Annotated in this window: 19 protein-coding genes and 1 other RNA gene; 16 read left to right on the forward strand and 4 right to left on the reverse strand. The window is 38.4% G+C overall.

What is annotated here, in order from left to right; genetic code table 11:
- Positions 1-81 precede the first annotated feature (81 nt).
- The 5 genes from BW724_RS08595 (at position 82) to BW724_RS08615 (ending at position 5648) form a co-directional block, all read left to right on the forward strand.
- Complete coding sequence (locus tag BW724_RS08595) at positions 82-411, forward strand: iron-sulfur cluster biosynthesis family protein (protein WP_176371348.1); 330 nt, start codon at positions 82-84, stop codon at positions 409-411.
- A 423-nt stretch (positions 412-834) separates the two neighbouring features.
- The gene (locus BW724_RS08600) at positions 835-1443 is read left to right on the forward strand and encodes a superoxide dismutase (protein WP_088074837.1); all 609 of its coding nucleotides are present in this window, start codon (positions 835-837) and stop codon (positions 1441-1443) included.
- A gap of 555 nt (positions 1444-1998) precedes the next feature.
- The gene (locus tag BW724_RS08605; RefSeq protein WP_088074838.1) at positions 1999-3258 is read left to right on the forward strand and encodes an MFS transporter; all 1260 of its coding nucleotides are present in this window, start codon (positions 1999-2001) and stop codon (positions 3256-3258) included.
- 55 nt (positions 3259-3313) lie between these two features.
- A non-coding RNA gene (gene ssrS, locus BW724_RS08610) (6S RNA) lies at positions 3314-3514 on the forward strand.
- Between the two features lie 85 nt (positions 3515-3599).
- Entirely contained in the window at positions 3600-5648 is a 2049-nt protein-coding gene (locus BW724_RS08615; protein ID WP_088074839.1) for a peptidoglycan D,D-transpeptidase FtsI family protein, read from the forward strand.
- Positions 5649-5916: 268 nt separating this feature from the next.
- On the opposite strand, the gene BW724_RS08620 is transcribed toward BW724_RS08615, so the two are convergent.
- Positions 5917-6471, reverse strand: coding sequence for a hypothetical protein (locus BW724_RS08620; protein ID WP_088074840.1), 555 nt, complete (start codon positions 6469-6471; stop codon positions 5917-5919).
- A 1-nt stretch (position 6472) separates the two neighbouring features.
- Positions 6473-6814: a hypothetical protein gene (locus tag BW724_RS08625; protein WP_088074841.1), complete on the reverse strand. Its 342-nt coding sequence runs from the start codon at positions 6812-6814 to the stop codon at positions 6473-6475.
- 397 nt (positions 6815-7211) lie between these two features.
- Here BW724_RS08625 and BW724_RS08630 point away from each other — a divergent pair, with 397 nt between their 5' ends.
- The 7 genes from BW724_RS08630 to BW724_RS08655 all read left to right on the forward strand — a co-directional run bounded on the left by BW724_RS08630 (position 7212) and on the right by BW724_RS08655 (position 13011).
- Positions 7212-7808, forward strand: a complete 597-nt coding sequence (locus BW724_RS08630; protein ID WP_088074842.1) for a hypothetical protein — start codon at positions 7212-7214, stop codon at positions 7806-7808.
- Between the two features lie 96 nt (positions 7809-7904).
- A complete protein-coding gene (gene rpmG, locus BW724_RS08635; RefSeq protein ID WP_088074843.1) occupies positions 7905-8054 on the forward strand; it encodes a 50S ribosomal protein L33 in 150 nt (49 codons plus the stop codon).
- 739 nt (positions 8055-8793) lie between these two features.
- Positions 8794-9369, forward strand: a complete 576-nt coding sequence (locus BW724_RS08640) for a 5-formyltetrahydrofolate cyclo-ligase (RefSeq protein WP_088074844.1) — start codon at positions 8794-8796, stop codon at positions 9367-9369.
- Between the two features lie 56 nt (positions 9370-9425).
- The gene (locus tag BW724_RS08645) at positions 9426-10382 is read left to right on the forward strand and encodes an L-lactate dehydrogenase (RefSeq protein WP_088074845.1); all 957 of its coding nucleotides are present in this window, start codon (positions 9426-9428) and stop codon (positions 10380-10382) included.
- 43 nt (positions 10383-10425) lie between these two features.
- Positions 10426-10602 carry a hypothetical protein gene (locus tag BW724_RS23560; protein WP_176371349.1) on the forward strand — a complete coding sequence of 59 codons (177 nt, stop codon included), beginning with the start codon at positions 10426-10428 and terminating at the stop codon, positions 10600-10602.
- A gap of 101 nt (positions 10603-10703) precedes the next feature.
- Entirely contained in the window at positions 10704-11423 is a 720-nt protein-coding gene (locus tag BW724_RS08650) for an HAD family hydrolase (protein ID WP_088074846.1), read from the forward strand.
- A 10-nt stretch (positions 11424-11433) separates the two neighbouring features.
- Positions 11434-13011, forward strand: coding sequence for a rhomboid family intramembrane serine protease (locus BW724_RS08655; RefSeq protein ID WP_088074847.1), 1578 nt, complete (start codon positions 11434-11436; stop codon positions 13009-13011).
- A gap of 33 nt (positions 13012-13044) precedes the next feature.
- Here the strand turns inward: BW724_RS08655 and BW724_RS08660 are convergent, their stop codons facing one another.
- Positions 13045-13944, reverse strand: coding sequence for a hypothetical protein (locus BW724_RS08660; RefSeq protein ID WP_088074848.1), 900 nt, complete (start codon positions 13942-13944; stop codon positions 13045-13047).
- A 141-nt stretch (positions 13945-14085) separates the two neighbouring features.
- Between BW724_RS08660 and BW724_RS08665 the strand changes: the two genes are divergently transcribed.
- On the forward strand, positions 14086-15546 hold the full coding sequence (locus BW724_RS08665) for a spore germination protein (protein ID WP_088074849.1): 1461 nt from the start codon (positions 14086-14088) through the stop codon (positions 15544-15546).
- Between the two features lie 110 nt (positions 15547-15656).
- Here the strand turns inward: BW724_RS08665 and BW724_RS08670 are convergent, their stop codons facing one another.
- A complete protein-coding gene (locus BW724_RS08670) occupies positions 15657-16040 on the reverse strand; it encodes a YueI family protein (protein ID WP_176371350.1) in 384 nt (127 codons plus the stop codon).
- 170 nt (positions 16041-16210) lie between these two features.
- Between BW724_RS08670 and BW724_RS08675 the strand changes: the two genes are divergently transcribed.
- The 3 genes from BW724_RS08675 (at position 16211) to BW724_RS08685 (ending at position 18026) form a co-directional block, all read left to right on the forward strand.
- Positions 16211-16723 carry a hypothetical protein gene (locus BW724_RS08675; RefSeq protein WP_088074851.1) on the forward strand — a complete coding sequence of 171 codons (513 nt, stop codon included), beginning with the start codon at positions 16211-16213 and terminating at the stop codon, positions 16721-16723.
- Positions 16724-16737: 14 nt separating this feature from the next.
- The gene (locus BW724_RS08680; protein ID WP_235848930.1) at positions 16738-16959 is read left to right on the forward strand and encodes a YqgQ family protein; all 222 of its coding nucleotides are present in this window, start codon (positions 16738-16740) and stop codon (positions 16957-16959) included.
- A gap of 80 nt (positions 16960-17039) precedes the next feature.
- Entirely contained in the window at positions 17040-18026 is a 987-nt protein-coding gene (locus BW724_RS08685; protein ID WP_088074853.1) for an ROK family glucokinase, read from the forward strand.
- Positions 18027-18124: the final 98 nt, after the last annotated feature.

Raw genomic sequence — 18124 nt, forward strand, 5'->3', positions numbered from 1 at the left:
GTGTGTTGGGGTATTGGGGTAATGAGGTAATCTACCTACTATACTACTACAAGACTACATTTAATGAGGGGATTGACTGAAATGCAAGTTACCATTACAGAAAAAGCGATACAAGCTTTAAAGAATAAAAGTAATACAATTACAGATAATTATCTTTTCTTAAAATATGATATTGACGGCTGTGGCTGCGTGGTTAGTGGTGTAAGTCTATTGAAGGAAAAGGAATCCATCGATCAGGGCGAAGCGGAAGCTGACATGGAAGGAAACTCACCTATCCAAGTCACATATGAAAAACAATATGACTGGGTTTACGATGAAAAATTAACGGTAGACTATCATGAGAGTGGAACATTTCAGCTGAAGAGTCCTAATCAAATGTTAAATCCGAGAATGAGGTATTTTGCGAAGTGATATCTATGGAGTAGGATTGTTGTGGGTTGGGATTCTCAAATTGGGAAAGGATTCTGAGCTGTAAGTTGTTTTCTGGCTACATTTTGCAGGGATGCGGCCAGGAATCGCGTGGGAAGTAAAATCTAGTCCCCATTCCTATCATAGGGATTTAGAGTGGACAAGATCTTGGTGGGAACCAGCTAATTCCAAGGCTTCATTTTCCCAATTCAAGCAGGAAATCTGGAGAAGTTTGCAGAATTAAAATTTTTTACAACAATTTAGTGAGGTTTATTATTTGAATCGTGAGGGTATATCTGGTAATGTAAAAATAGTAATAGGTAATCACTTTTAACAACTTGAAAAAAGTGTTTTCTTATGTCGAATCGCGTTACGTCTGTAATGCATTCATTAATAAATCTACATATTAATAAGGAGGAGATATGAATGGCATTTTCACTACCTGAATTACCTTATGCACACAATGCACTTGAGCCGCACATCGATGAGGCTACAATGAAGATTCACCACGGGAAGCACCATAACACATATGTTACAAAACTAAACGGTGCTTTAGAAGGGCATGCTGACCTTGAAGGAAAAAGCTTAGAGGAGTTACTTACAAACCTTGACGCACTACCTGAAAGCATCCGTGGAGCAGTTAGAAACAATGGTGGAGGTCACTATAACCACACATTGTTCTGGGAAATCATGTCTCCAAACGGTGGCGGCGCTCCAACTGGTGAGTTAGCTGACGCAATTAATTCCGCATTTGGAAGCTTTGACAAGTTCAAAGAAGAATTCAAAAATGCTGCATTAACTCGTTTTGGTTCTGGCTGGTCTTGGTTAGTAGTAGACGGTGGGAAATTAGCTGTTACAAGCACACCAAACCAAGATACTCCAATCATGGAAGGTAAAACTGCTATCCTTGGTGTAGACGTATGGGAGCACGCTTACTACTTAAAATACCAAAACTTACGTCCAGACTATGTTGACGCATTCTTCAATGTTGTTAACTGGGACGAAGTTGCTAAGCGTTTCGCAGCAGCGAAGTAATAACAATGATAAGGAACAGGCCCCTGCGCATAGTAGGTGCCTGTTTTTTTTGTGAAAAATATAATCCATATTCAATCACTCTCGTTGTTTCGCAAACGTAAACCACTCTTTATGTATGATTCGCCCCTCCCAGCCATAAAACAGTGGACTCACTGGAACTAATGAGTGAATCTGCAACATGTGATGATATGATAAGGGGAGAAATTACACTTATTTAAGAAAAGACACCAAAAATAGCTAAAATAGATGGAGAAATTCCCGCTATTCTACTTGATAACCATGATAATTTGAGTTTTGTGTATGCTTAACGGGAAATCCTACCCTTATTTCCTCTTTACAAAGCTATATTCTGCAGTTTAGAGGGAAAACTCCCTTTATTTATAGTGTCTTTGGTCATTCAATTAAGCAGATATCTTCGTATGTCGAATTAGGGGAACTGATCCCGTGATAAGTTCAATTCGCTTTTTTCCTTAACTTGGATGATATGGATTAGTCGCATATCCTCCTTTGCAACGAGGCACAATAGAAAGTGTCACGGCAAAGGAGCGTCGGTCTATGAAGAAGTGGGTTCAAACGGTAGTGGGTGATATTGAGTTAAATAAGGATCTCAACTTGCTGTTGTTTATCGGAGGTCTATATGCACTCAGCATCGCCTTATCAAACACATTTGTAAATGTTTACTTATGGAAACAATCGGGAGAGTTCATGGATTTGGCTCTCTACAATTTATCAGTTGTGATTATGCAACCATTAACATTTATATTGGCAGGAAGATGGGCAAAGAAGATTGATCGAGTTGTCGTGCTAAGATTAGGCGTCACCTTTTTATCAATCTTTTTCTTTACGGTACTGTTTTTAGGTGAAAACGCAGGTAACTTCCTCGTTTTACTTGGTGGACTGATGGGGATTGGTGCTGGTTTTTACTGGCTTTCTTTCAATGTTTTAACGTTTGAAATTACAGAGCCTGAAACGCGTGACTTTTTTAACGGTTTTTTAGGTATTTTAACATCATTTGCAGGAATGATTGGTCCTATATCAGCAGGTTTTCTCATTACACACATGGATAAATTGACAGGATATCGGCTTATTTTTGCCATATCGCTTGGATTATTCGTGACTGCCGTTATCCTGAGCTTTTTCCTAAAGCGTCGCTCAGCGAAGGGCCAGTATCATTTGCTTGATGTATTTAAAATACGTAGAGAATATGAGCATTGGAGAAGGGTAACAAGGGCTCACTTTTTCCAAGGGCTACGGGAAGGTAGCTTTATCTTCGTTATTGTTGTATGGATTTATGTAGCAACAGGGAGCGAAATGGCGTTAGGGACATACGGCTTGATTGCCTCAGGGGTATCCTTTGTCACCTATTTCCTTGCAGGGCGATTTATCAAGCCGTTGCAAAGGAAGAAGTTTATCCTAGTGGCAGGGATTGTGCTGTATGCAGCCGTATTTATCATTGTCACAGGAGACTTGACTTTCACAAAGTTGATCATGTATGGTGTGACGATTTCCATTGCTTATCCATTGTTACTCGTTCCGTACGTGTCACTTACTTATGATGTTATAGGAAGTGGTTGGAAAGCAGCAGAAATGAGGGTAGAATACATCGTTGTTCGGGAACTTTTTACTAACTCTGGGCGTATTTCATCCATCCTCATTTTAATTTTATTTATCCAAATGTTTGGAGAGGATTCTGGAATTCCGTATGCACTTTTAATTCTAGGATTAGGTCATACAATGATTTATTGGTGCATCCGTAAAGTGCGGATTCCTTTCTCCGGTGAAAACGAAGCGTACGGTGTAAATAAACAAGAGTGATGAGTGTAGCGGAGGTTGAAAAATAGCGCCTCTATGATATAATAAAATTAAATAAAACAGCCTGCGGTGTTGGTGAACTTCGAGTTTAATTCGAACCGAACACCAATTCACAAGGGAGCTTTAGATTAAAGTATGTACAACATGCCTACACCTTTTTTACTTAGCTTGTAGGAAGTTGGAAGTACTTTTGCGGGCACCCACCTGCTTAAGGGCGGGTTCGTGAAATCGAGAAGATAACCGCATCTGCGGGCAGCTCTAATTTATAGACACCTTCATATGAGGTGTCTATTATTGCATGTAGACGGATATGTTTTAGTAAGAGTGACGAAAGGAAAACGCCAATGAAAGAAAAAAAGACGATGAAAACTCACTTGCCAATTCGATTGAATATTTTATTTTTCTTTGTATTTATCTTATTTTCTGCTTTAATTTTAAGATTAGGTATAGTACAGATTGTACAAGGACAAGAGTTTGAGGAACAAGTCGAACGGACCATTAATATCAGTGTGCCAGTAGAAGCGCCTAGGGGATTAATGTATGACCGTAACGGAAATATAGTTGTAGATAATAATCTTCTTTTTACAGTAACTTATACAAATCGCCACACGCCACCACAAGTGATGCTAGAAACGGCACAAAAATTAAATGAATTTATTACAGTAGAGCCTTCAAGAATTAATGAACGAGATTTGAGGGAATATTGGGGGGTTATTTACCCTGATGAATTTGTAGAGAAGCTACCTATTGAAGAGGCAGAAGAATTAGAAATGACAGATGGTGAAGCCCATGCAGAGAGAATTTCAAGAATCACAGAGAGAGAATTGGAATCCCTATCTAATAGGGAAATGGAAGTTTTCGCAATCTGGCGTGAATTCACTGCAGGATATAACAATCTGCCGCATAAAGTGCTACGTGATATTACGTATGAACAAGCTGCACAGATTATGGAGCATTTAGATGAGCTACCTGGTGTAGATATCATTAGAGATTCTGAGCGGGAATATATTTATGGAGATTTACTATCAGATATCATTGGAAGGATAGGTCAAATTCCTAGAGATAGTATTGATCATTTTCTTGCTAATGGATATACAAGAAATGCTGAGGTAGGTACAAGTTACCTGGAGGCTCAATATGAGAAGGTCTTAAGGGGAAGAGAAGGAAGACTGGATAATTTTATGGATTCAAGGGGGAATTTCTTAAGGAATCCGGAAATAAATGAAGGAAGCCGTGGGAATGACTTAATTCTTACCTTTGATATGGAATTTCAACAGCGTGTAGAAAACATAGTAGATGAATTGGTTGAAGAGAGATCTTCACATTTCATTGGTGATCCAGATGCTTATGTCGTTGTCATGGAGCCAAATACTGGAGATATATTGGCAATGGCGGGCTATGATGAAAGATTGAGAGAAGCTGGGAACTTTAATTATGCTTTTGAGATGGGGTCATCTATAAAAGGGGCGACGGTGCTTATTGGTTATGATACTGGAGTATTACCACCTGGGTCTACCATTTTTGACCGACCAGTAAACTTACCTAGTGCTAATCCTATTAGTTCTCATCGTACGTTAGGATATATTAATGATCTTGGGGCGTTAGAACAGTCATCTAACATTTATATGATAGAAGTGGCAATGCGCCTAGTTGGTTATGTGCCAGGTAGATCTAGTTCTTGGGGGAACATTGATAGAGGTTATGATACGTTAAGAGATTATTATCATCAATTTGGGCTAGGTGTACCAACAGGACTTGATGTTCCAGTTGAATCTGCTGGCATTAATGGGGGATATGGATACCCTGGTAACATGCTGATGTTAACCTTTGGTCAGTTTGATACGTATACGCCGTTACAATTGGCGCAATATACGGCAACCATTGCAAATGGTGGATATCGCGTAGCGCCACGCTTTGTGAGGGAGATAAGGGAACCTGGACGATCTAAAGAGGAACTAGGTCCAATTTCCCAACAGGTAGAGCCAAAGATACTAAATAAATTAGATGTTGATGATGGTTACATTGATAGAATTCAGGAAGGTTTTAGATTAGTAACATATGGTTCGCGAGGTACAGCGAGAAGCTTCTTTGGGGATGCACCATATGAAGTTGCGGGAAAAACCGGTACAGCGCAGGTTACAGTTAGAAAAAATGGTGTAAGTCATAAGGCAAACAATCAAACGTTTGTAGCATTTGCACCGTTTGATGAACCAGAAGTGGCAATTGCAGTTGTCGTTCCTGGAGTCCACCGTGAACGTGGGGGAGCTGCGAATACAATTGCACGTAGAGTCCTCGATACGTATTTTGATATGAAAGAAAATCGAAATGTTAGCACTGGTGCTGAAGACGAAGAAGATGATGAAGACGAAGATAATGAGGAATCAGAAGATTAAGCCGAAATAGAGGCTGTCCTAGTGTTGGATTGATTTCTCGTTACTTACCTACCGTAAAAATTATAAGTACTTTCAATAGCCTATCAAATGTTAGTTCATTTGGTGGGCTATTTTATTGAAATAGTGAGATAGTGAGGGTTGGGGGAAGTTAATTTCATAATAAATAATTTAGATTATGAGGTGATCTATAGTTTAGGAATGACAAAAAAGAGGATAGCCCATTTGATTAGGGCCACCCTCAAGTTTTTTATAAATCTGCTTAAATATATTATGGAGTAATTAGTTCTTGAGCAATTTCCGATATGGACATATCGCTATTAACTTTATGCTCTCCAATTTTTATTTGTTGTTCAATTCCATTGTCAACTAAATAGTCAACTAAAGCGGAACCATCAGAAATAATATTTGCACGGATTAATTGTTGCACAACATCATGTGAAGTCATTCCAGATTCTAATACTACAGTTGTTTCGTAAACAGTTACTTCTTCTTCTACTGTTTCTTCTACTTCTTCTTCCACTTCTTCCTCTACCTCTGGAGTATCTTCTTCCACAGGCTCTTCTTCAATAACTTCCGTTTCTTCTTCTTCAATAAATACTTCTTCGATTTGCTCTCTCAGCTCTCGTACTTCAGTTCTAAGCTGTCTGAACTCCTCATCCTCAAGGACAACGTACGATTCACCTTCCAAAAACTCTATTGCATCTATTGTAGTAAGTTCCTCGTTATTGTTATTATTACTACCCAAATAATAGTTACTTGCAATAATAGAAGTGGTTAAGAAAATACCAATGGCTGCGCCACGAAAATTATGTTTTAATGACACGTTATTTCATCCCTTCTGCTGTGTTTGCAAGTATGCTGTCAATATCATCTTCATGACGGTTTGTCATGGAAGCGATATCGTTAATGGAATAACCTTCCTCATACATAGAGAGTATATCATCTCTCGTTAAGGTGCTAGGAGAAGTAGTGGTCTCATTAGAAGAGATAACAAACTCTTCTTCAATGACCTTCATTTTTTGTTTAACTTGATACATTTCCTGCATTAATTGTATAGATAAGTTCTCTACTTGTTTTTCAAGCTCTTTTGATCGATCCTTTTGGATAAAAGACAGGATAAATAAAAGTGCTGAAATACTAAATGATATAAAAATGATCCAACCCATTCGTATTTCCCCTCCAAAATTACAAAATCTATCATAGTTATATCATAAAATCTAAATTCACGAAAGGTGTCGAAAGTCCGAGGTAGTTTCGCTTAGTATAGACACAGCGCCATTATTACGACATTATTTGCATTATACCAGGTGTTTTTTGTTTGAAAATCCATAAATTACATGCTCAAAACTGTCATTTAATATTTTTTTCTGCTTCTCGACCTCATGGATTGTAGGTGTGACATATAGTGACAAAAATACCTTCTTGTTGAAGTGTTCATAAGTAGGTAAGATAAAAATACATCAATTATTTCCTACAACTGGTGTTAGAGGAAAAATGTATCCTTTACCTATAAAAAGAAGACAAGCTTATGGACGAGATTTATTATTACAAGGAGGTATAAAAATGTCGGTAATTCCAAAAGAGTCCGTTAAATATAAAAAAGAGTACGTATTAAAAGTGAACAATCGTGTAGTGACATTATTAAATCCTGGGAAGTTTGAACATTTTCATGAAGGTCAAGAGCCGATTATCAGTTGGAAGTGGATAAATTTACCTGTTAAAGCAGAAGGGAAATCATTGAATAAATTAGTCATTCAAAATATGACAGATGCAGAAATAGATGTAAACATGTTAGTAAAGTACAAGGTAGAGGATAGTAGCACCAATCCACTCGTATATTATTCTCCTTCTAGGGAAGCTTTAATTAGTTATGATGGGAATAGCTACAGCTTATTTGGTGGTACTGGAAATATCCTTGAAGCCATGTATTATAGTACTGTAAAGGTTGATGTGAATGAGTGGAGCGATGGAACACCATTAAACTTTCAACCTTTAACAAAAAATAGTAATGGGTGGGGACTTGAGTTTTTAATGAAGCTAGGAGAGAATGCATCTAGCTTTATATATGAATGGGAATTTGACAGTAATAAGCTTCAAGAAATTGAAGACCTTCATACACAATATCAAGGTTTACTGGGCAAAGGTTCATTCTCTTATTAAAGTTTTTAAAAACAGAATATTCTTTTTCTTGAATGTCCCTCTATTTTTTGCTATTATTTTAAAGTATGATTAGTTTACAGATTTGGAGGGAGAACAATGCGCGTAAAAATTACATTAGCTTGTACTGAAACTGGTGATCGCAACTATATCACTACTAAAAATAAACGTGAAAACCCAGAACGTCTTGAGCTTAAAAAATACAGCCCAAGATTAGGTCGTCACACATTGCACCGTGAGACAAAATAATGCATTAATAAGAGCGACTTGAATTTCAGCCTTTTACGGACGAAATTCAAGTCGCTTTTTATTGTGGAAAAAAGGGGTGGGGGGGTGGTTCAATAAAAAGGTGGCTTATTTTCCCTTTGAGAGGGTTGGAGCAGTGTTCGGTAAAATAAATGAGGTTTAAATTCCCTTTGGGAGGATTAAACATTGTTTCGGGCACTAACACGCTGAAATAGTTCCCGTAGCACAGTCCACGCATGAACTCGAAGCACTAACAGCAAGGAATAGTTCGCGTAGCGCAGTCCACGCATGAGCTTCGGGCACTAACACGCTGAAATAGTTCCCGTAGCACAGTCCACGCATGAACTCCGAGCACTATCAGCAAGAAATAGTTCCCGTAGCACAGTCCACGCATGAACTCCGAGCACTATCAGCAAGAAATAGTTCCCGTAGCACAGTCCACGCATGAACTCCGGGCACTAACACGCTGAAATAGTTCCCGTAGCACAGTCCACACACGATCTCCGGGCACTAGCTAACACCACGAAATAGTTCCCTTTGCATCAACTCAGACACAGCCCACGCACGCGCGTCGCTCCTAACCCGCGAATTCTACCTCGTACCTTTTAAATAGCTCCCCCCATCTTTATATGGTATTAGAAATAATCAACTAAATTTTTTATAGCAAAATTGGTAACATATGCTAAAATGACGTTAGTAGCTACTAACCTGTATATAGCCCTCAGGGAAGGAGGGAGACACTTTGGATAAGAAGCAATTGCGACAGCAAGTTAAAGAGACATTGTCGTCATTATCAGAGGAAGAAAAGAGATTGAAGACAAAAAAGATACAGCAACATCTTTTCCTTTTATCAGCTTGGAAAGAGGCGGAGGTAATAGGAGTTACTGTATCAGTTGGTAATGAAATTGATACTTATGAAATTATGGAGCGGGCTTGGGCCGAGGGAAAAGATGTAGCAGTGCCGAAATGCTTTCCTAATGAAAAACAACTTATTTTTTACAAAATTACGTCCTTGGATGATTTAGAGGAAAGTTTTTATGGGTTAAAAGAGCCTCAAGTAGAAAGGTCTACAGAATTGATGCCTGAAGAAATTTCCTTGTTAATCGTGCCTGGATTAATTTTTGACCAAAAGGGGTATCGCGTAGGATATGGTGGAGGATACTATGACCGTTTCCTAAATAAGTTTGGTACGTACTTTCATACTTGTTCTTTGTGCTATGACTTTCAGCTCTCAAAGGAATTACCAGTGGAGTCTCATGACATTCCAGTACAGACAGTTGTTACAGATGTTAAAACGTTAGCTAATCTTTCCGATTAATTCATCGAATACATCGGTTTTACAGGGGAATTATTATTAGTAAGGGGGAATTGCGTGTGGAATATGGAAACAAAACGACAAGAGTTGTTGTAATTGGTACAGGTTTTGTTGGATCAAGCTATGCATTTTCATTAATCAATCAGAATGTTACTGATGAGATGGTTTTAATTGATTTAAACAAGGAGAAAACAGAAGGGGACGCCATGGACTTAAATCATGGTATACCTTTTGGTTATCCAACAAAGATATGGGCTGGTGACTATTCAGACTGTAAAGATGCTGATATTGTCGTGATTACAGCTGGAGCGAACCAGAAGCCTGGTGAAACGCGCCTTGATCTCATTGAAAAAAATGCAAAAATTTTTAAAAGCATTGTAGGTCATGTCATGGATAGTGGATTTAAAGGTATCTTTATCGTAGCTACAAATCCAGTTGATATTTTAGCGCATGCTACTTGGAAATACTCCGGTCTTCCAATGGAGCGCGTGATTGGATCAGGAACAATCCTGGATACAGCACGATTTCGTTTCTTATTAGGACAGTATTTTGATATTGATGTTCGGAATATTCATGGTTATATCATGGGGGAGCATGGTGACACAGAGTTACCTGTCTGGAGTCAAACGCGGATTGGATCTGAGCATATAAAGCGTTATATGGAGAAGTACAAGCCTGACGGGAAGCAGGAGGATCTAGATGAGATCTTCGTTAATGTACGTGACGCTGCTTACCATATCATTGAGCGTAAAGGGGCCACGCACTATGCTATTGCGATGGGCTTAGTTCGCCTCACGAAAGCCATATTAAGAAACGAGAGCTCTATCTTAACGGTATCCACCTTGTTAAAGGGTGAGTACGGTCTAGATGATTTATACATCGGTGTTCCAGCTGTTGTTTGTAAAAATGGTGTGGACCGAGTGATTGAAATTGATTTGGATGATTCGGAAATGGAGAAACTGCATCATTCTGCAAATGTATTGAAGGAAGCAATGAAACCGATCTTCGAAGTATAAGATACGTATTTTTAACCATCCTAAAGATAAAGGAGGAGTTGTCATGCAGCGACTGTTATTCATTATCGCCATAATCCTTAGTGTTAGGGGTTTAATGAAGAATAGGTTTCGTTTACTCAACACTTTTTTATCAAACAAATGGTTGCGTACCTTATCAGTGGCACTGGTTATGAGAATACCTGGTGTAAGAGAAAAAATGATGTATCAAATGTTACGCTAAAATCCCGATTCCTTCGGGATTTTTCTTTATGGTGCAGTAATTCATCGTAAATTAATACTCCCCTTGTTATAATAGGAATAGATCAAATGAGGTGACTTGTTTTGACTTGGAAAGGTGTTTGCTTTGACTTAGATAACACGCTGTTCGATCATGAAATGGCTTTTGAAAGGGCTATTCACTATTGCTTTAGCTCCATTTCTGTTCGGACGGTTTCATTTGATGAGTTCTTCTCAGTGTTCAAAAGCAATTGTGATTTATATTGGAGTTGGCTTGAAAAGAAAAAGCTCTCAAGAAGGGAATATCAACGGAAGCGTTTTAATGAAACAATGAAAGAATTAGGGCTACCTTTCGGTGATGAACTAGCTGATCAGTTCCATGATTTATATTATCAAGTAGTGGCTAAATATTGTGAACCATACCCAGGATTACAGGACTTATTTTCTTTTTTAAAGAAGCAGGGTGTTAAGCTTGGTATTGTAAGTAATGGAAAGAAAGGCACGCAGTTCGGTAAGATTGCCCATATTGGTGCTGACAAATGGATACCAGAGGAATATATCATTATCTCCGGCAATGTCGGGTATGAAAAACCAAATATACATATATTTAAGATCGCTGAAAATAGATTGGAGCTTTCTTCACAGGACTTCCTATATATTGGTGATTCGTGGGAACATGATGTGGTAGGACCTATAGATGCAGGGTGGCAAGCTGTATTTTTGAATACACGTGGGGCAAAGAGGACGACGGACCATTCTCCATTTGCAGAATGTCACGAGTTAGTGGAAGTGAAAGAACTACTTGAGAGGAAATACAAAGATTAAGGGGGTCTCCATGGACAGTTTAACGATACGATTAAGATACTGGGAAATTGTTTACCATCTTGTTTGTCGGGAAGGAATGCGAGTTGTTCATTTCAGTAAAACTGGAAGAGAGGTTTGGCTCGAGGATGACCGCCTTGAACAAGATCAATTAATTCGGTTTGTGCAACGGGACTTTGATTGGAGCAATGAATTAAGAAGTGATATAAAAAATACGTATGAAAAGGGGAAGCAAGTACGTAAGCAACTCAAATTGAGATCAGCCAATGTCGTTAATTTAATATTATCCCAATTCACTCCTGTTGATAGCTATGAAGAACTTCTAGATCGTCCACTCCCACTAACATCTGGTGGAAAAAATCATCAGCGTACGATCCTTCTAGATGCCAATCATTTACAGGAGAAATTCTTCCCATTAGCAACAGAGTGGAAACTAAATGAGATGCCTGCGTTTCTCCCACTAGAGCAGGTTGATGATGAAGAAGGTGTTATTCGCACATTACGTTTCTCTGTTCAAAAAGCATCAGAGGAACAAGTGGAGAAGGACAGAAATTTATTTCTTTATGGGAAGCCGATTTTAACAAACATCTTTTTAGGTATTATAATCGCAATTTTTCTTTTTGTAGAGATGAATGGTTCCTCAACAAGTTCGGAAACGCTGATTCGATTTGGGGCAAAATTCAATCCCTTTATACTAGAAGGAGAGTGGTGGCGCTTCTTTAGTGCCATGTTCCTTCATATTGGTATATTTCATCTGTTAATGAATTCCTTGGCTCTCTTTTATCTGGGGGGCGCTGTGGAGCGGATATATGGTAGTGCTCGTTTTTTCTTTATTTACTTTTTAGCAGGTTTCGTTGGCTCAGTTGCCAGCTTTGCTTTTAACGAACATGTTTCAGCTGGGGCGAGTGGTGCCATATTTGGATGCTTTGGGGCGTTGTTGTTTTTTGGTGTAAAACACCCACGACTTTTTTTCCGCACGATGGGTATGAATGTAATTGTTATCTTACTTATCAATTTAGTGTTTGGTTTGACTGTACCTATGGTGGATAATGGGGCACATATGGGAGGCTTAGTGGGGGGCTTTTTAGCTTCTGCAATTGTGAGCTTACCGAAGCATAAGCTCGGGTTACAGCAGGTAGTATTTTTCTTTGTTGCTGTTGCTGGCGTTTTGGGGCTATTACAATATGGATATTCTCAAGAAGAGACAGGGCAATCCTACAATGTATATTTTCAGCTAGGTTATGAGTTAATAGAAAATGATAAGGAAGAAGAGGCTAGGGAATATTTCGAAAAAATTATAACCTCTTCAGAGCAAATAGATATTGAAGAAGATATTGTTACCAATTCATACTTCTTGTTAGGGTATACGCAACACCATGTGGAAGAGTATGATATGGCAGAACAAAGTTATTTGACAACGATTGAACGTGACCCAGAGTTTTCAGATGCTTACTATAACCTTACGCTTGTATATATCCAGAAAGATCAATTTGAAGATGCATATCAATATCTACAAAAAGCTATAGAACTACAGCCTGACCACGAAAAATATATGGAGCTAGAACAAGAACTCAGGAATTATATAGATTAGAAAATTACAATATCAGTAGTTATGTCCCGCCATTCATTCCTTTTCTGAAGGTATTTGCTGCAGTAATTGCTGCGGTGTTTTGTCAGCAGTTTCATAAACAATGATTAAATGAGTACCATCTTTATGCAGCAAAATTAAAGGTAGAGAATTACCAATAGGGTCATAGTCTTTATCCGTAAAAGTGTTGATTCCTAAAATATAGTGACGATATAATCCTTCCCAAAGCCTGCTAATAATTTTTGAGGACTCCTCTTCAGAAAAATTAGGTAATGGTTCAGAAGTATATTTAACAAGTTTGTTAAATGGAATTTGGTTGTAATTGTCTGGATTAATGTTGTATTCCTCCATTAGTCCTTCCCACACATAGTCGAGCTGCTGGTCAATGATAGAATCCAGCAGTTCTTTATTTTTCCGTTCCATGGAACTAGCCGGCTCTTTAAACGTCTGTAATGGAGAAAGGGCGGAGTCAACTACATATAAAATGTCAGAGCTCATTTTTTTCTTGCTTCTAATAATATCATCAGAATAGTGCACCTCTGCATAATGATATGTAATAGCCTCGTGTCTCCCACTATCATCTCCATGAAAAATCCCGTCACCTAGAAGGTGATCCACCTCTTGATTTTTTACTATTCCTAGATCTGCAAGCCTCCCGTTTTCAAAAAATAGAGAGACATCATGTCTTAGATAAACAGGTTTGTCAGTTTGTGATTCAAATTCCCAAGATAAGAAGTATTCATTTTCGTCCTTAATCTCCATGAGGTTAATATTGGTTTCAAATTTTGTAAAAGATAGTTGATCATCCTCTGGAAAGTACAGGAACGTCTCACTCATTTTCGAGGAAGAAAACCAAGGTGTAAAAGAATAGATTGCGATGGAAAAAATAAAAGAAAATATGATGATTCCTATTAATCGTTTTTTCTGTCGAAACAAAGCTCTTTCACTCCTTTCAGAGACAAGCGTATCTATTACGTTATATGACAACCTACCCTTGGTTATGCTTTTTCTTTTTTTACTTACTGAATGGTTTCCCTAAAATCGTGAACAATAGAAATAGAGATAGGGGGGATCGTAGTGACTGATAATGTGAAGAAGCCTGCATCAACAGATTTAGCTACAAATATAGCTTATCTGAAAAAAGAATTAGCAGTTGATAAGAGCTTTGATCTCATTTACATAGACTTGGAATATGATGAAGTGAAAATGGGGCTATTTGCTGTCGATGCTTTTGCAAAAGACGAGGCTATCACGCAAATACAAAGAGAACTTATTTCCTTTCAGAAAGATAAAGTCAAGGGAACCATCATTGACAGGCTAACAAAGGCAAGAATCCCATTTATTGAAATTGAAACAACAACTGATTTAGAAGTGGTAATAGATCAAGTTTTAGCTGGTCAAGCGGCTTTTGTTGTTGAAGGCTTTGATGAAATTATATTAGTTGATACTCGTGAATACCCTGTGCGTGGGCCAGAAGAGCCTGACACGGAACAAGTCATTCGGGGATCAAAGGATGGATTTGTTGAAACCCTAGTTTTTAATGCCGGTTTAATTCGTAGAAGGGTGAGAGACCGGACGCTTAGGCATGAGTATATTAAGATTGGACGTCGCTCTCAATCTGATATCTGTATCACCTATATTGATGATATAGCTGATCCAGATATCGTCATTTATTTGAAAGATAAATTAGATAAAATAGACACTGACGGCTTACCAATGGGAGATAAAACATTAGAAGAGTATTTATTTGGACAGCATTATAACCCATATCCCCTAGTTCGCTATACAGAGCGTCCTGACGTAGCCTCCTCCCATTTATTCGAAGGGCATGTATTAATACTTGTCGATGGTTCACCAAGTGTAATTGTATTACCGACTACGTTTTGGCACCATTTACAGCATGCTGAGGAGTATCGTCAAAAACCAATCGTTGGGGCTACATTGAGGTTGGTGAGGTTCGCAGCAGTATGGGCGTCAATATTTTTATTACCCTTATGGTATTTATTTGCTGTAAATCCCGATATGCTTCCGAATGAGCTATCTTATATCGGTCCTAACGAGGTTGGACAAGTGCCACTCGTAGCTCAATTTATTTTGGCGGAAGCAGGGATTGAGATGCTGAGAATGGCAGCCATTCATACACCGTCAGCTTTGGCTACGGCACTTGGACTTGTAGCTGCTATCCTGATAGGGGAAGTTGCCATTGAGGTTGGTCTATTCTCTCATGAAGTTGTTTTATATTTAGCAATCGCAGCTGTTGGGTCCTTTGCTACACCAAGCTATGAGATGAGTCTTGCGAATAGGATTATCCGCATATTATTACTTATAATCGTGTCTATATTCCATGTGCCTGGCTATATGGTAGGTACACTGCTGTTAATTTTCTTACTATCAACAATGAGGTCGCTGGAAACACCATATTTTTGGCCATTCCTGCCGTTTAATTTCCGTGGATTAAGGGATGTGCTGTTAAGGGCTCCAATGCCATTAAAGAATCGGCGTCCAAGAGCGATTCATCCAGTTGATCCAGATCGATGATGAATGAGGGTATACAAAAAAGGGGTACTGCTATTATTCCAAATGCAGTACCCCTTTTCCAATGTCCAACGCTCGTTACGACCGCTGGATGCTTTTTCTGTATTTTATTTTTACATATCAAAGTCGTCGTCTTCTATAAAAAGATCTCCTTGCTTATCAAGTGCTTTAGATGCAGCTAAAACTACACCAAGTGGAGATTCACGGTTATCGTTTACAATTGTGAATGGAACGGAAGATTTGTTAGCTGCCTGTACATAGTTTGAATAACTAGGATAGCTCAGACTTCCATTAATATACATATGTACATCTTTGTTTTGTTTCATAACAGTTTCAGCTTCTGAGTATATACCTCTTTTTCTTACTTGATTATTTGTTAAAGCAAGGTACACACGTTCTGATATTGTTCCTAAAAATAATTTTCTTTCTTCAGGCAACAATTCAGGTTTTCCGTATATTCCGTGCTGTATAATTTCCTCTAATTTATTTTTAGACATAATAATACCTCGTTTCTTAGATGTGCTCATGCTATCTACTCAATGGAGATAGTATATCAATTTTTAATGTATATGTGAATCTCAACATCAATAGGAAAAAAAGGTGCTTGTCATTTTCTTGTCCTAATCCTATTTTATCTTCATAAAGTGGATAGTAAGGGGGGCTGAAGATGGCAACATTTTTCTCTGTTTTCTTTTTTATTGCACTTGCAGGCTTGGCTGTAGGAACGTTAATTGCTGTGAAGGTATGGTATACGCTACCATTCTTCTTTATTATACTAATTGCATTATGTTTTGGTTCGTTTTTCATTGGAGTACTGCTTGGGGGAGCGCTATTTAGTTGGCTTCCATTATTATTTACAAAGATAGTCATTGTATTATTCTGTATTGGAATTGCTTACTTCTTTTTCAGACAATTCCATCCATCATATGGTTACTTCTCCTACCGTGGTTGGATACATTGGGCTCTTTTAGCTGGTTTCTTTTTATTGATAGGAATTGACTTTGCTAATATCGGTCTATCTTCCTGGTTTTTACTACTCCTACTCCCTGCATTTGGAGGAATGCTGTTAGTTGGAGCGTTCGCAATGGCCAACTTAAAGTCTATGTTTAGGGGAACTCCGGTATTTATCTATCTACCTTTAGTTTTATTTGTCTTCCTTGGACTGATAAAATTGATATAATAGATGGAAACGGATTGAAAGAACAGGTGAATGGAATGACTTTTTTTGAACTTCAGCAGTACTTAAAAAATTATGGGAGCTTTATTTATTCTGGAGATAGACTTGGAGATATTGAGCTAATGGAAGAAGAAGTAAAGGAACTCTTTCGCTTAGGAATGGTGGAAGAGTTATTTTATCGTGATGCTCGCCTTTTATTAATGAAAGAAAGGCAAATTGAATTAAAAAGAAGGCAATAAATTTTTCACAAACTATCCATGCAGTATTACAATAGAATGATACAATAGAAGATAACAAAAATAAAAAGAGGTAGATAAAGATGACTGAAAAAATACTAGTCGGTATAGACATTGGTGGTACAACCGTGAAGCAAGCTTTCATTGATATGGGTGGAAATATCATAACAAAATGGGAGATACCAACGGATAAATCCGATTCGGGAAAAAATATAGTACCTGACATTGTAAAGTCTGTTCAAGAAAAATTAGAGGAATCGCAAATACATAAGTCTTCCGTTCTTTCTATAGGCGTGGGGGCACCTGGTTTTATTGATGTGGAAAATGGAATGATATTTGAAGCGGTTAATCTTGGTTGGAAGAACTTTGGTTTAAAAAAACAAATGGAAGAATTAATGGGAGTTCCTACTTTTGTAGATAATGATGCCAATTTAGCTTCCGTAGGTGAGATGTGGAAAGGTGCAGGAAATGGTGCGACAAACCTTGTTTGTGTTACGTTAGGAACAGGTGTTGGTGGTGGCGTCATTGCAGGTGGAGAAATTATACATGGACAAAATGGCATGGCTGGAGAAATTGGCCACATAGCATCAGTAGTAGAGGGGGGAGCCCCATGCAACTGTGGGAAAAAGGGTTGTCTGGAAACTGTGGCCTCAGCAACGGGAATTGCCCGCCTAGGGTTGGAAGCAGTAACGCAGTCTCCAGAAGGTCTCCTAAAGAAGAAGCTTGATGAAAGGGAAAGTATATCTGCAAGGGATGTACTCGATGCAGCGAAGGCTGGAGATGACATAGGGATAAGTGTCGTGGATACCTTTGCCCATCACTTAGGACTTGCACTTGCAAACCTTTCAAATACACTAAATCCTGAAACGATCGTCATTGGCGGCGGCGTTTCTAAAGCAGGGACATTTTTAGTGGACAAGCTTGAGGCTGAATTTAAGAAATACGCTATTCCGAAGATTGCAAAAGAAACAGCGATACGCATTGCTACATTAGGTAACGATGCCGGTGTAATCGGTGCTGCTTGGTTAGGAAAAACAAGTTTAAAGAAGATGGAAAACGAAGTACAGTAACAAAAAAACAAAGCGGGGGTTGCATGACGTCGTAGTTCTAGTTCTATGTAAGCCTGTGAAAAATGAATTTAATAATCTATTGAAAAGAGTTGTGTAAT

Source organism: Litchfieldia alkalitelluris (genome assembly GCF_002153425.1).
Lineage (GTDB): Bacteria > Bacillota > Bacilli > Bacillales > Salisediminibacteriaceae > Evansella > Evansella alkalicola.

Bases quoted from the DNA above. Each gene is read 5' to 3' on its own strand.
- BW724_RS08595 (WP_176371348.1), top strand. From the start codon at position 82: ATGCAAGTTACCATTACAGAAAAAGCGATACAAGCTTTAAAGAATAAA.
- BW724_RS08600 (WP_088074837.1), top strand. From the start codon at position 835: ATGGCATTTTCACTACCTGAATTACCTTATGCACACAATGCACTTGAG.
- BW724_RS08605 (WP_088074838.1), top strand. From the start codon at position 1,999: ATGAAGAAGTGGGTTCAAACGGTAGTGGGTGATATTGAGTTAAATAAG.
- BW724_RS08615 (WP_088074839.1), top strand. From the start codon at position 3,600: ATGAAAGAAAAAAAGACGATGAAAACTCACTTGCCAATTCGATTGAAT.
- BW724_RS08625 (WP_088074841.1), bottom strand. From the start codon at position 6,814: ATGGGTTGGATCATTTTTATATCATTTAGTATTTCAGCACTTTTATTT.
- BW724_RS08630 (WP_088074842.1), top strand. From the start codon at position 7,212: ATGTCGGTAATTCCAAAAGAGTCCGTTAAATATAAAAAAGAGTACGTA.
- rpmG (WP_088074843.1), top strand. From the start codon at position 7,905: ATGCGCGTAAAAATTACATTAGCTTGTACTGAAACTGGTGATCGCAAC.
- BW724_RS23560 (WP_176371349.1), top strand. From the start codon at position 10,426: ATGCAGCGACTGTTATTCATTATCGCCATAATCCTTAGTGTTAGGGGT.
- BW724_RS08655 (WP_088074847.1), top strand. From the start codon at position 11,434: ATGGACAGTTTAACGATACGATTAAGATACTGGGAAATTGTTTACCAT.
- BW724_RS08670 (WP_176371350.1), bottom strand. From the start codon at position 16,040: ATGTCTAAAAATAAATTAGAGGAAATTATACAGCACGGAATATACGGA.
- BW724_RS08675 (WP_088074851.1), top strand. From the start codon at position 16,211: ATGGCAACATTTTTCTCTGTTTTCTTTTTTATTGCACTTGCAGGCTTG.
- BW724_RS08685 (WP_088074853.1), top strand. From the start codon at position 17,040: ATGACTGAAAAAATACTAGTCGGTATAGACATTGGTGGTACAACCGTG.